Below are 13,512 nucleotides of genomic sequence, written 5' to 3' on the forward strand. Positions count from 1 at the left end.
AAGGCTTTTTTTCCTCCCCACTGAATGTTAGCACCACAAGGGAGAGCCACAGGCCCTTGTGCAGAGTCAGGAATTTACGAGCTGTTTTATCCTTCTTCTTTACATTTTTTATTCTCAATCTTTGAGGTAATGCGTGATAAATAGCTCGTCTTAGAACGCTGGGTGGGTTTAGCACTAATTAAACATTCTTTTAAAGCGATACATATGGACGTCGGATCCATCATAGATGGACTTATAGTCAAGCACATAATCATCATTCATGTCGTTATAGGCAATTTCCCATAATGCTTCGTTTTCTTCCAATGCAGGTGTGACCTTGATGAGCTCACAGCTATCGCATTCTGCTTGCCATCTTTCAATGATTTCTTCCTCTGTCAATATTTCAGATTTGTCAATCGTTGTCAAGCTTTTTTCATTCCCTTCGAGCGGGTAAAAAATAAGCTTTTCTTCATTTGCATCATTTTTTCCAAATAAAACATGATAAGCCGCCGAGCCATTATATTGCTCAATTTTTTCTATTTCTGTAATAGACGTTTGACTTAGGATCTGCCTGCTTGTTTCATCAAATCCTGCTGTCTTGCTATCATATAAGTTATTGTAGAGAACGATACCATAAATACCTAATGCAATAAGGATAATAAGTAAGGTCAATGAGCTCCATAATAGCCATTTTGATTTATTCATCATTATTAATAACTCAGCCTATAGATTGAATTTTTAACTTTATGATGCGAACAATCAACAAAAGTATTTGAAAATAAACTTACTGTATATTGATTCATCAACATCCCTCCAACAATTGTGTTTCTATTTTAGATATTTTTACTATACATAGCTCTTGTAAGGATGTAAACAATAAAAGCAACGTCGAATTAAAAAGCACAACTACAATAATCCAGTAGTCGAAGACTTTGCTTTAATTTGTTAATTTGACCAAAAAACCTAACCCATATCACATCTTCACTCACTACTGGTGTAATAACATCAGTAGTTTTTTTCGTCCCTCTCCTGCGAGCGAGACTTTCCTCTTCTCTTTATACCGCTACAGGCTCACGCTGTTGTTGTTTAAAACCATTCTTCTGCTTTATCCAGTAACTCTTGTGTGGAATCAAACGAAATAGGTACGTCTGGTATTGAGTCTGTGAAATATTTGCCATACCGTGTTTTAATGATACGGGCATCACAAATAAAAACAATGCCTCTATCACTTGATGAACGGATAAGCCTGCCAAATCCTTGCTTAAATTTAATAACGGCATTTGGTAATGATAAATCCATAAATGCATTTTTTCCGGCTTCTTTTAACAGATTAGACTTCGCTTCAAACACTGGATGGTTTGGCGGCTGAAATGGAAGTCTAACGATCACGAGGCACGACAAATCGTCACCTGGTATATCAACACCCTCCCAAAATGAACTTGTTCCAAGCAAAATCGCATGATCAAAGGTTTGAAAATTCTTTTTTAGTCTTGACCTACTACCACTCGTTATTCCTTGTCCAATTAAGACATATTTACCTGTATCAATCGTTTCTTTTAAAAGTGTATAGGATTTCTTCAACATATCGTACGATGTAAATAAGACGAGCATTCTACCCTCGGTAATTTCAGCCAAAGACAATATTGCTTCACATGTAGCGTAAATAAAATCATCAATGTTTCCATACTTAATATCTGGAAAATCATTTGGAACAAGTAATTGAACTTGATTCTTATAGGAGAAAGGCGACGCTATTTTCTTCGTTATTAATCGATCCGTAATTAACCCTAACCTTTTCTGAATGTAATCGAATGAGTTCTTCATCGTCAATGTAGCACTTGTCAAGATAACGCTTTTCTTACTTTGGAAAAAATCATTAGCAAGTAGTTCTGAAACCTCTGCTGGCTCTCTATATAAATAAACCACATTTTTGGTGCCTTTTGTATCAATTTCAATCCATTTAACATGTGGAACGTTTCCTTCAATAAAGAAAAACAGTTCCAATCGATCAATAAAGTCCTCAAATGTGTTCGTAATTCCATCTAATTCTTCTTTATCATATTTGTCCATTATCTTCTTTTTCGTTAAATGCTGTTCCATAAGTGCAAGGACATGAATAAGATCTCTAATAAAAAATGTAAGCCTTGTTACCATTTCTTGAATTGCATCCCATGTTTGTCCTGTTTCTTTTTCTTCAAGTCGGTATTGTAATCTACCGATATCACTTAATGATTTATTGTTTTTATGTTGAGACACTACATATTGATATAAGCTTTGAAATAAGTCATCAATTTCATATTTTGCCTGATCAAATAGGTGATCCCATTTTTCTAGTGGAACATCCACATCTGTCAATGAATAACTCGATACAAGCTTACTAAATAATTTACCATCATGCGTCCGGCCGATCTGATTAAAGGTAAATTGTATATTGTTGTAATCAAGTTTCATTCCATAATGATGTGATGCAGTTTCTTCAAAGTGATGTGCTTCATCGATAATTACTTTTTCATATGCTGGTAAGAATTGATAATCATTGAACATATCTGTACATAGTAATGCATGATTCGTTATCACAATATCAGCTTTTTGCGCTTTTCTGCGGGCTTTTTGATAAAAGGACTTTGAGTACCATGGAGAGAAAGGCTCTACCTTTCCTTCTGCATCTGTGGATATTTTATGATAGAAAAAATATCCACTGGATGGTAACTGTATTTCGTCAATATCTCCAGTATCTGTTTCCGTTAACCATATCAGTAGCATTGCTTTTGTTAACGCAATATCATAGTTGTCGTTTGAACTATCATGTAACTCATATGCAAATTTTTCTAAGCTAATATAGTGGCTTTTTCCCTTTAGGAGTGCTACCTGAAACGGAATGGCAATCAGCCTTCTTAAAGCAGGAATCTCTTCTTCCAGCAATTGACTTTGCAATTGTGTAGTATATGTACTAATAATTAGCCTTTGATTTGACTTTACCGCTTCAAAAATTGCAGGAATTAAGTATGCCAGCGACTTCCCTGTTCCAGTTTCAGCTTCAATCAATGCATGTGAGTTCGCTTGAAAGGAGTCAAAGATTAATTCTGACATTTCACGTTGACCAGTTCTTTTTTCATACCCTTTCATCTGCTTCTCCATAGAACCATTTGTTTCATAAATTCCATCAAGATATTCACCAAAGGACTGATTTAAATTAGGTGTCTCTATTTTTGTCTCCGTTGCTTCTTTAAATGCAAGACCTTGATAAATTGTTAGCTCTTCAGGTGCGGTAGTTGCAAATGCCAATTCATCTATTCGATTTGACAAAATTTCGTGGAGATCGGAAATAAATAGTTTCTCCAGTTTTAATAATTGGGCAATCGTTTCATATGGTAAAGTCTTTAATTTGTCCATCAGTTTTAAAAATAACTTGGCAGTAACATATGCATCGGACAGTGCTCGGTGTGGGTCATCATGATGAATATCCAAATGTTCCGCTAACTGTCCAAGTTTATAACTAGGTGCTTGAGGAAATAGTATTCGTGAAAGCTCTACCGTATCTAAAACTGGATTTGTCAATCGATCTCTTCCATTAGCTGCAAGTTCTGTGTTTAAAAAACCAAGATCAAATTTTACATTATGAGCGATTATATAACTATTTTTAAAAATATCAACTATTTTATCAGCCTTCTCATTAAATAACGGTGCATCTTCCACATCACGATCAGAAATCCCGGTTAAATTAGAAATAAACGGTGGAATTGGTATCTTTGGATTAAATAAGGTTGTACGGGTATCCGTGATTTCGTTATTTTCTATAACAACGATACCAACTTCAATTATTTTATCATTTTTTAAAGGAGAATGCCCTGTTGTTTCCAAGTCAACTACGACAAATTTATTCACCTGATCCACCTTACCTTCTGAGTCCGGTTTATCTAAATGTTATTCTCATTAAATTCATTCGATTTTTTCAGACCTTTTATTTATTAATAGCAAAACTCTTATCGTATATATTGATAAGAGTTTGTTAACTTAGTGGTATGCCCACACATTTTTACAGAATAATGAGCTCCATAATAATGATAGCAGGATTTCTACCAACGTCAACTACTAACTGTTGCTGAGGTTAAGAAGGTTTCAGCTGTTTATTTCATGCTACTATCATCAAACCACTCTATTTCAGCAGAATAAAGTGAGATTGGTTTACCTTCCATTGATTCTGTACAGAGTGCACCATCGTCAGATATCCCAAGAAACGGTGCTCTCCAACGATCCTTAAATGTTTTGATAATAATATCTTCTCCCATTTTGAAACCGTAGCTTTCCCATTTCTTTTTAATTGGTAAAAATCCTTGTGCTATATAGTTGTCGAAGGAAGCTTCAAAAGCAATTAACAGCTCTTGGATAATATTTTTAATGGATAGTTCATTGCCTGTTTCAATTCGCAATGACGTTGCTTTGGATTGGATATCCTGATGTAGATCATCTCGCGCTTGATTTACGTTTAAACCAATCCCGATTAAAATGTATTGTATTTGATCTTGTTCTGCCTGCATTTCCGTTAAGATTCCTGCTGTCTTCTTTTCGTTAATCAGAATATCATTGGGCCATTTGATAAATGGTTGAATAGAATCATATCGATCCAATACATCTGCTAAAACAGTAGCTGCTAATAATGTAAGCTGAGATGCATGGGTAGGTGGGATTTTAGGTCTTAGAATGAGACTTAACCACATACCCTGTCCCTTTGCAGAGTGCCATGATCGGTTCATTCTTCCTCTTCCGCCAGTTTGTTCATCCGCGACAATTATCGTGCCATGTGGTGCCCCTTCACGAGCTGCTTGATGTCCAATTGCTTGTGTAGAATCTACTGTCGGATGATGAATAATCTTCTTTCCAATCCACTCTGTACGGAGTCCCCATTTTAGTGTATTACTACTTAACTTATCTGGAAATTCAGTTATACGGTAACCAATTCTTGATTTAGCTTCGATTTGGTAACCATCTTTTTCGAGTTCTTTCATTTGCTTCCAAACAGCATTTCTTGAGATGCCGATCGCATCGGATAGAGCTTGTCCAGAAATATAAGCATCTCCATTTTCTGCGAGGAGCTGAATCAATCGGTCTCGGGTGGATTCCATTTTATCCACTCCTTTATCTCTTTTTTATTATTATTTAATTCACCGGATACAACCTTATATTCAATACAATTTAGTAATTCTTGTATCCAACGCCCTCTCTTCCTCTCGGGAAAAATCGCCATTAAATCATATCCATCAATTGTCAGCTCTTCTTTCAAACGAATGGAAAGCTGTTGTTCAATTGCTTCCAACTTGTGCAAGCTAACTGTTGTTTGTGTTAAATTTTCGCTAATTCGTATGAAACCTTTATATAAAGACGGTGTTAATTGATAGATAAGCCATCGATCCAAGCCATGCGTTTCGAAATAAGAATAAGCCTCGACTAATCGGAGTGCCTCTTGTTTTGTTTTGTTCGAGCATTTCCATTCCTTGACCCACCGAATGACCTCTATCTTTGGATTGACAAGATGGAATAGCGCAATAACTTCGGCAAAGGATTGTAATGGTGTTATTGATACCGGCAATGAGAAAAGAATCTGAGGGGAATCGCAAAATACAGGTAAGTATCGTTCGATTTGCAAATTCCTCACATAAGTTAAAGCTTGGTTAACATCATTCCCAGCAAATAGCTTCGAAAATTCATTAGCAATCCGCTCAATTGCAAGTGTTTTAATTTCACTGCTTACTTCCTTCATTTCCTGTAAGGTTTTCGGGTCAATTGTAAATCCTAGCTGACTTGAAAAGCGAATCGCACGTATAATCCGAAGTGGATCTTCCGTAAATCGCTCATAGCCATTTCCTACTGTTCGAATAACTCGATTCTCAATATCGTGGATTCCGTCAAATAAATCAATCATATTACCATTTAAGTCCATTGCTAGTGCATTAATGGTAAAGTCCCGTCTCTCTAAATCTTTATCAATATTGTCGATGAATACGACTGAGTCGGGGTGTCGTTTATCCGTATAATCTCCATCGATACGGAATGTAGTTACCTCAAAAGATTCGTGATTATGCCGTACAATTACAGTTCCATGCTCTATACCAACAGGAATCACCTTTGGGAAAATTTTCTGAATGAATGAAGGTGATGCCGAGGTTGCAATATCGATATCACCGATAGGGCGCTTTAACAAATAATCACGTACACATCCACCTACAAAATAAGCTTTGTGCTGATGTTTTTCAATATGTTCAAGCACTGGTATTGCCTGTAAAAATGCTCCTGGTAGCATGGTTAATCACCATTTTCTATATTGGATGTTAAAACAGTATCATATAGATGCTGATATTGGTTTACAATTTTTTCTGACGCAAATTTTTCTTTAGCCTGTATTAAAGCATTTTCCGAAAGACGACGCATTAAATGATTATCTGTTAGCACTTCAATCGCATAATTTGCTGCCGAATCAGTATCTCCCAGCTCGACCAAATACCCTGTTTTATCATGCTCAATCACTTCAGGGATCCCACCTATATTGGTACCAATACATGGTACACCGCATAACATTGCTTCAAGTAGAACAAGACCGAAGCTTTCTTTTTCTGATAATAGCAGCATTAAATTGGATATAGATAATAATTCACTTATATTTGTTTGTTTTCCTAAAAAACGTACATGCTCTTTTAACCCAAGTGCCTCTACGAGTTGTACCGTATCAGGGTATTCCGGTCCATCGCCGACAAGTAGTAATGTACTTTTGACTTCATTTCGGACTTGTTTAAAAGCATATATGATGTCTCGTACGCGTTTTACTTTTCGGAAGTTTGAGATATGGATAAGCACTTTTTCATCGTTTGATATTCCGTATTGTTGCCTTAATGCAGGGACATCTTGCTTATAATAGTCCTCTTCATTTACAAAATTATAGATTGTCGCTATCTCTTTATTTACATCAAGCATTTCAGTTGTTTGCTTAACAAGACTCTTTGAAACAGCAGTAACAGCATCCGATTTTTCGATTCCGTGCTTAATCACCTTTTTAAAGGTTTGGTCAATACCAAGTACGGTAATATCCGTTCCATGAAGGGTTGTTACTATTTTTACATCGTGGTCTGCAATATCCTTAGCCATGATAGCACATATAGCATGCGGCATTGCATAGTGAACATGCAGGATATCAAGTTTTTGCTGATCGATAACCTCAGCCATCTTTGCTGCAAGTGCTAAATCATATGGTGGATATTGAAAAACCGGATAATGATTTAATTCCACTTCATGATAAAATATTCTGGGGTGAATTTTCGTTAGCCGAAAAGGAATGCTAGACGTAATAAAATGAATTTCATTTCCCTGTTCAGCGAGCAGTTTACCAAGTTCTGTTGCAATTACTCCTGATCCACCTACACTTGGGTAGCATGTAATCCCTATTTTTTTCACATTTCTCCTTCTTTCTATACCATTACTCTCACTTTTTACATTTTAGAAAACAAAGACACCCACCAATTCTAGGCCAATGAATGCCTTTCCTCTGTTTTTTATGATTAATGTAGCATAACAAAAGATATTCACAGCTATAAGAATACATCACTATATATTGACTGGATGTTAGAATTTGTACTATCCTAAATTCAACTTCATCCTACTAATATGACTTACAAGATGTTTTCCAATCCGTAGGCAAGCTCCTTCATGTCCATAACATGATTAACAGAAAGTTTAATCCCATTCATAAATGATTCACGGTTTAAAGAGTCATGCTTGATGGATAGGGTTTGACCAGGGCTTCCAAAAATCACTTCCTGATGTGCAACAAGCCCTGGCAATCGAACACTATGAATGTGCATTCCGTCCATTTCAGCGCCACGTGCACCTCTTATTGTTTCTTCTTCATCTGGATGACCTTGTTTTTTATATTCTCTAGATTGCCTGATTAATTCTGCAGTTTTCTTTGCAGTCCCAGAAGGGGCATCCAATTTTCGGTCATGATGCTTTTCAATTATTTCTACATCGGAAAAATATTTGGCAGCCATTTGGGAAAATTTCATCATTAGTACAGCACCAACTGCAAAATTGGGTGCAATAATACAACCTAAATTACTGGACTTTGCAAGCTCCGCTAGCTCATTTAATTGTTCATCTGTAAATCCTGTCGTTCCAACTACAGGTCTTATATTATTTTCTAATGCCAATTTTGTATGGTAGTAGCCAACCTCGGGTACAGTTAAATCGATAAAAACATCAGCTTTTACTGCTTCAAAACATTCTTTTGCATTTTCGTACACTGGTACATGTAATGGAGGTAAACCCGCAATATCCTTAACTTCTTTACCACCATTTTTCCGATCGATGCAAGCTACTAATTTAAAGTCGGATTCCTGATTCACCATATTTACTGCTTCTTGACCCATTCTGCCTCTTGGTCCAGCTAAAATAATATTTATTGTCATCAATTTCTCTCTCCTTTAGTTCTGATCATTTTTACGAGTCCAACGATCTTTATCTCTTGTCTCAATTTTACTTATCGCCATATGAAATGACTCGGAAAGGTCGATATCTAATGAATTTGCAAAACAAGCGAGAACAAATAAGATATCCCCTAGTTCTTCTTCAACAGTATGTGTTTTCTCAGAAGTTTTTTTTGGCTTTTCGCCATGATAATGATTTACTTCCCTGGCAAGTTCACCGATTTCTTCTGTTAATCTTGCCATTTGAGATAAAGGTGAAAAGTATCCCTCTTTAAACTGAGAAATATAAGCATCAACCCGTTGTTGTATTTCTTTTGTGCTATATGTAGGTGTATCGATGATATTCCCTTCTTCCTTTTTGTTCTCCTTTCATGTTAGCTAAAAGCTACACGTTTGACAAATTTTTTATATGGGAAAATAAAATTGTTGTTCAAAATTAAATTGACTATAATAAGAAGAGGTTTAATTCATATACGAAATTGATATCGTTATCTGGAGGTTATGCAGATGCTAAAAGGGTTAAGACTTAAAAATATACTTTTTATTGTACTAGGAGCCGCCATTTTTTCATTTGGTATTGTTCACTTTAATATGCAGAATAACCTTGGTGAAGGTGGTTTTACCGGAATTACATTGCTGCTTTATTTTCTATGGGAATGGGATCCTGCTATCTCCAATATTATATTAAATGTTCCACTGTTTTTTATTGGGTGGAAATTTTTAGGAAAAAACACCTTTATTTATACAATACTTGGAACGGTTATGGTTTCGGTTTTTCTAAGGATTTTTCAGACCTACCAATTTAATGTCCCGTTAGAAAATGATATGACGTTGGTTGCTTTATTTGCTGGTGTATTCATCGGTGTTGGCCTAGGAATTATATTCCGTTTTGGAGGAACAACAGGTGGAGTTGATATTATTGCAAGACTGGTGAACAAATATGTCGGATGGAGTATGGGCCGAACAATGTTTTTATTCGACTTTATTGTTATAGCAACATCCGTATTTGTAATATTAGATTTAGTGGAAGGTATGTATACACTTGTCGCTGTATATGTTGGTGCTCGGGTAATTGATTTCCTTCAAGAAGGAGCTTATTCAGCTAAAGGAACAACCATCATCTCAGGGAAAAGCAATGAAATCGCAGAAAAAATTCTTACTTCAATGGATCGAGGAGTAACTGTATTAGATGGGCGCGGTAGTTTTTCAGGTGAAAAGCGAGATGTACTTTATTGTGTTGTTGCAAGAAACGAAATTGTAAAAATAAAAGCGATTATTAACAGTATAGACCCACATGCATTTGTCGCTGTAACGACCGTACACGATGTGCTTGGTGAAGGCTTTACTCTCGATGAGAATAAAAATCCGATACAAGATTAAGCAAGAACACAATCGGGACGCCCGGTTAGCGACGTACGGACTGCGCCCCGAACTCTGGTGTTCGATGAGTCGAACATTCCTACACAGGAGATTCACTCCAAAGTATAAGATGAACGATGACTTTCGTCTCCACGGGCGAAAGTCATCGTTCATCTAAAAGGAAACATGCCAATTTAGGGGTATGCCGATATCAGGCGTAGTCTGGTTTTAATCGGCCACCCTTTTAATTGGAGACGATGCCCGATGTCACCACAAGGGTATAAGTGCGCCTAAGCCTTTTATAGTTTCCTGAGCAGATAGAAAAAAGGATGGCCCGTAGCGTCATCCTTTTTTCTACTTTATTTACCTAAAATGGTGTTCAGCAAATGATCGTTTTTACATACTATTCTCTGCTGGCAAGATAAATCAATATAAATCTAACAAGTTCCGCTACCGCTACAAGTGCTGCTGCTACGTATGTTAAAGCTGCGGCATTCAGAACCTTCTTTGTTTCTCGTTCTTCATTATTTCGAATTACTCCTGAAGAAACTAATTGCCCCATCGCGCGGTTAGATGCATCAAATTCTACAGGAAGTGTAACAAGTTGGAATAATACCGCGGCGGACATAAAGATGATACCAAATAGTACTAAGTTCATGGCTCCTAATATCATACCACCAAGGATCAAGAAAAGGGAGATGTTGGAACCAAAGTTTGCTACAGGTACCAATGCACTTCTAAACTTCAAAAATGCATATTCCTGCTGGTCTTGAATAGCATGTCCTACTTCGTGAGCTGCTACAGCAGAGGAAGCCATAGAGCGACCATCGTATATTCCATCAGAAAGTTTAATTACTTTATTTCGCGGGTCATAGTGGTCAGTTAATGTTCCTTTTGTTCGTCCTATTTGAACATCATAAAGTCCATTATCATCTAAAATTTTGCGAGCAACTTCAGCACCCGTCATTGCAGATGATGTTGGCTTTTTTGAATACTTTTTGTACGTGCTTTTTACTCGCGATTGCGCCCATATTGGTACAATCATTAATATAGCAATATAAATCAAGTAACTCCCTAAACTCATTTGCATTCCTCCATTAGAAGTTTAAAATACTTTCTAAGGTCAATTTTAGTCAAATTTAATGTATTAGTCAACTGATTTATCCTTATTACGTGCTTCTCTTGCTTTTACTTCTGCTTTATATTTTCTCCAACTTACATAGGATAATGTAGCCGTTATACAGCCACCAACAATTATAGCTGCCCAAATAAACGGAGTAATACCAGACTGCTTTTCAACTATATGTTCAGTATTTCCCACACTCGCTTCAATCCATACAACTCCAAAGTAAATGTTTAACCCTATCCCTATGAGTACCGCAGCTGTGACCCGAACAAGCAGTTTTAATCTGTTTACCATAGAGATCACCTCATATTTTTATTATTACTTGAAGTGTATGAGGAAAGATCTCGGTATATAACAGTTAAGTTTATAATACTTCCTTTAATAAGGAAGTCAAAAAACTAATCCGATGAATACCGTTTGTTCTCGAAGCCATTTTAATGGCTATTGGAACAACAACCACTTATATCAATTTTTTTCGATGAATTGTTAACCAATACGTGATAAAGATACAAAGGATACTTAGCCAGAAGGTAAAATAACCAATTTCATTCATGTACTTTGTCAAAGAAGAATACATTGGCATCATTTCAAATACATAGTCTATAACATCATTATGTAAAGTCCAAATTGCAGCGACTGCAATATGTTTTAATTTAATTTTATAGAATGGAGCATACAAAAGCCCTTGGATTGCCATTCCTGCATGAGAAGCCATTAACATATACCCTTGCCAGCTTAGTGATCCTTCAATGATTAATGTAAGTAGGTTCATCACAACCGCCCAGGTACCGTATTTGAGTAAGGTCACTACACCGAGAGCTTCCACATACGGAATATTTCTACCGAAAAGAAAGAACAACAAAAAAATGGTAAAAAACAAGCTTGCAGTAGGACTATCTGGAACGAAGATGAGAAAAATACTTGGCGTTATGGAAAGCTGCGCCTTATACCAATAATAACCATAAATGGTACCCAAAAAGTTAATTAGAAAAAGGCAGAAAATAAATCGCTTGTCTAGTAATATATATTTAATCATTCTTCCTATCCTTCCTGTCATTCCGATGTAAAAACACCTTCACCAATTTTAATGGTAAAGGTGTTTTAAAAAGCAATTATTCAGCTGATTCATTTACTGTGATGATAAAGTCGGCTAACTGCTCTAACTCTTCATCTGTTCCTTGGAATTGATCTGCTGGCATCGTACCGATACCATCTACAGCAATCGTAGCAATTTCCTCGGCGCTAAGTTCAATTCCTACTAAAGATGGCCCCGCGCCACCCTCTAATTCAGCACCATGACATGCTAAACAGCTATTTTCATAAGCTGCAAATCCAGGATGACTCTCATCAATTGTCACTTCTGCTTGTGGGACTGGCTTGTTCGCTTCAGCACGGCCTTCCCAATCAACATGTGCTGCCGATGTATAGGTTAACCATATAACAGCTACTAATCCAAGTAGCATCATTCCAATTGCAACTGGACGTTGGTGTGGTCTGCGGCCAGGACCGTTGTCCAAGAACGGCGCAAGTAATAACGCACCAAATGCAAGCCCTGGAAGGATTAGTATCCCCATTAATGTCCAATCTCCACTTGCAAATTCATATTTCAATAGTTCATATAGGAATAAGAAGTACCAATCTGGCAATGGTATATACGACGCATTAGTTGGATCGGCCATCCCCTCTAATGGTGATGGATGTGCCAATGTTAAACATAAAAATCCAACTAAAAATACTGCACCAACCAACCATTCTTTTAATAAAAAGTTGGGCCAAAAAGCTTCTGTTCTTCCAGGATACTCAGAATAATCTTTCGGTATATTAGGTTTTCTTTCAGCAGAGATTCGAGAATCCCCAACAAACTTCATACCTTTACCCTTATGCATCACTTACCCTCCTTTTTATAGTGGTCCGGATATACCTTGTCTACGAATTAAAATAAAGTGAATTGCTAATAGCGCAAATAATGCTCCCGGCAGGAAGAATACATGAATTGCAAAGAATCTTGTTAATGTTTGGGCACCAACAATGGTTGCATCTCCAGCCAGTAAAGTTTTCAATTCTTGTCCAATAAATGGAACTTGTTCAGCTATTTCTAGTCCAACTTGTGTTGCGAAATATGCTTTATTATCCCAAGGTAATAAATAACCAGTAAAACCTAAGCCGAGCATAACGAAGAAGATTAATACACCGACCATCCAGTTAAGTTCACGTGGTTTTTTGTAAGCACCTTGGAAGAATACGCGTAAGGTATGTAATAATAGCATGACAATTACAACACTAGCACCCCAATGGTGCATACCTCTTACAATCTGCCCATGAGCTACTTCAGTTTGCAGATAGTAAACGGACTTCCATGCATTTTCAATATCTGGAACATAATACATTGTTAAAAACATTCCAGAAAGAATTTGAATTACCACAACGAAAAATGTTAAACCACCAAAACAATACACAAATGCAGAAAAATGATGAGCAGGGTTAACATGTTCTGGTACTTCATGATCTGCGATGTCACGCCATATCGGCGTAATATCAATACGATCATCAATCCAATCATATATTTTCTGTAACATT

At 36.6% G+C, this 13,512-nt stretch carries 13 protein-coding genes; 1 reads left to right on the forward strand and 12 read right to left on the reverse strand.

All coding sequences use genetic code 11. From position 1 onward, the window contains the following. Positions 1 to 174: 174 nt before the first annotated feature. From MHH64_RS14045 to MHH64_RS14075, 7 genes are all read right to left on the reverse strand, one after another. The gene (locus tag MHH64_RS14045; protein ID WP_240033788.1) at positions 175 to 687 is read right to left on the reverse strand and encodes a DUF5590 domain-containing protein; all 513 of its coding nucleotides are present in this window, start codon (positions 685 to 687) and stop codon (positions 175 to 177) included. Positions 688 to 1,065: 378 nt separating this feature from the next. After that, positions 1,066 to 3,864 (reverse strand): ATP-dependent DNA helicase DinG, encoded by a 2,799-nt coding sequence (gene dinG / locus MHH64_RS14050; protein ID WP_340001934.1) that lies wholly within the window; start codon positions 3,862 to 3,864, stop codon positions 1,066 to 1,068. A gap of 242 nt (positions 3,865 to 4,106) precedes the next feature. Further along, entirely contained in the window at positions 4,107 to 5,102 is a 996-nt protein-coding gene (locus tag MHH64_RS14055) for a biotin--[acetyl-CoA-carboxylase] ligase (RefSeq protein ID WP_340001935.1), read from the reverse strand. Then, the gene (locus MHH64_RS14060; protein WP_340001936.1) at positions 5,078 to 6,277 is read right to left on the reverse strand and encodes a CCA tRNA nucleotidyltransferase; all 1,200 of its coding nucleotides are present in this window, start codon (positions 6,275 to 6,277) and stop codon (positions 5,078 to 5,080) included. Before MHH64_RS14060 ends, MHH64_RS14055 begins: the two co-directional genes overlap by 25 nt. A gap of 2 nt (positions 6,278 to 6,279) precedes the next feature. After that, positions 6,280 to 7,422, reverse strand: a complete 1,143-nt coding sequence (gene bshA, locus MHH64_RS14065) for an N-acetyl-alpha-D-glucosaminyl L-malate synthase BshA (RefSeq protein ID WP_251658880.1) — start codon at positions 7,420 to 7,422, stop codon at positions 6,280 to 6,282. A 215-nt stretch (positions 7,423 to 7,637) separates the two neighbouring features. Beyond that, positions 7,638 to 8,432, reverse strand: coding sequence for a 4-hydroxy-tetrahydrodipicolinate reductase (gene dapB, locus MHH64_RS14070; protein ID WP_340001937.1), 795 nt, complete (start codon positions 8,430 to 8,432; stop codon positions 7,638 to 7,640). 15 nt (positions 8,433 to 8,447) lie between these two features. Then, on the reverse strand, positions 8,448 to 8,792 hold the full coding sequence (locus MHH64_RS14075) for a nucleotide pyrophosphohydrolase (protein ID WP_095309011.1): 345 nt from the start codon (positions 8,790 to 8,792) through the stop codon (positions 8,448 to 8,450). Positions 8,793 to 8,957: 165 nt separating this feature from the next. Here MHH64_RS14075 and MHH64_RS14080 point away from each other — a divergent pair, with 165 nt between their 5' ends. Further along, the gene (locus MHH64_RS14080; RefSeq protein ID WP_340001939.1) at positions 8,958 to 9,830 is read left to right on the forward strand and encodes a YitT family protein; all 873 of its coding nucleotides are present in this window, start codon (positions 8,958 to 8,960) and stop codon (positions 9,828 to 9,830) included. A gap of 382 nt (positions 9,831 to 10,212) precedes the next feature. Here MHH64_RS14080 and MHH64_RS14085 read toward each other — a convergent pair whose 3' ends face one another. The 5 genes from MHH64_RS14085 to MHH64_RS14105 all read right to left on the reverse strand — a co-directional run bounded on the left by MHH64_RS14085 (position 10,213) and on the right by MHH64_RS14105 (position 13,511). After that, on the reverse strand, positions 10,213 to 10,893 hold the full coding sequence (locus MHH64_RS14085; protein WP_095309007.1) for a zinc metallopeptidase: 681 nt from the start codon (positions 10,891 to 10,893) through the stop codon (positions 10,213 to 10,215). A 63-nt stretch (positions 10,894 to 10,956) separates the two neighbouring features. Continuing rightward, complete coding sequence (locus MHH64_RS14090; protein WP_095309006.1) at positions 10,957 to 11,229, reverse strand: sporulation protein YpjB; 273 nt, start codon at positions 11,227 to 11,229, stop codon at positions 10,957 to 10,959. A gap of 166 nt (positions 11,230 to 11,395) precedes the next feature. Then, positions 11,396 to 11,971, reverse strand: coding sequence for a DUF1405 domain-containing protein (locus tag MHH64_RS14095; RefSeq protein WP_095309004.1), 576 nt, complete (start codon positions 11,969 to 11,971; stop codon positions 11,396 to 11,398). Positions 11,972 to 12,047: 76 nt separating this feature from the next. After that, positions 12,048 to 12,821: a menaquinol-cytochrome c reductase cytochrome b/c subunit gene (locus MHH64_RS14100; RefSeq protein WP_095309003.1), complete on the reverse strand. Its 774-nt coding sequence runs from the start codon at positions 12,819 to 12,821 to the stop codon at positions 12,048 to 12,050. Positions 12,822 to 12,836: 15 nt separating this feature from the next. Further along, entirely contained in the window at positions 12,837 to 13,511 is a 675-nt protein-coding gene (locus tag MHH64_RS14105; protein WP_095309001.1) for a cytochrome b6, read from the reverse strand. Between the last annotated feature and the right edge of the window lies 1 nt (position 13,512).

The sequence above is a fragment of the Oceanobacillus sp. FSL K6-0127 genome, from assembly GCF_037983385.1.
Lineage (GTDB): Bacteria > Bacillota > Bacilli > Bacillales > Amphibacillaceae > Oceanobacillus > Oceanobacillus profundus.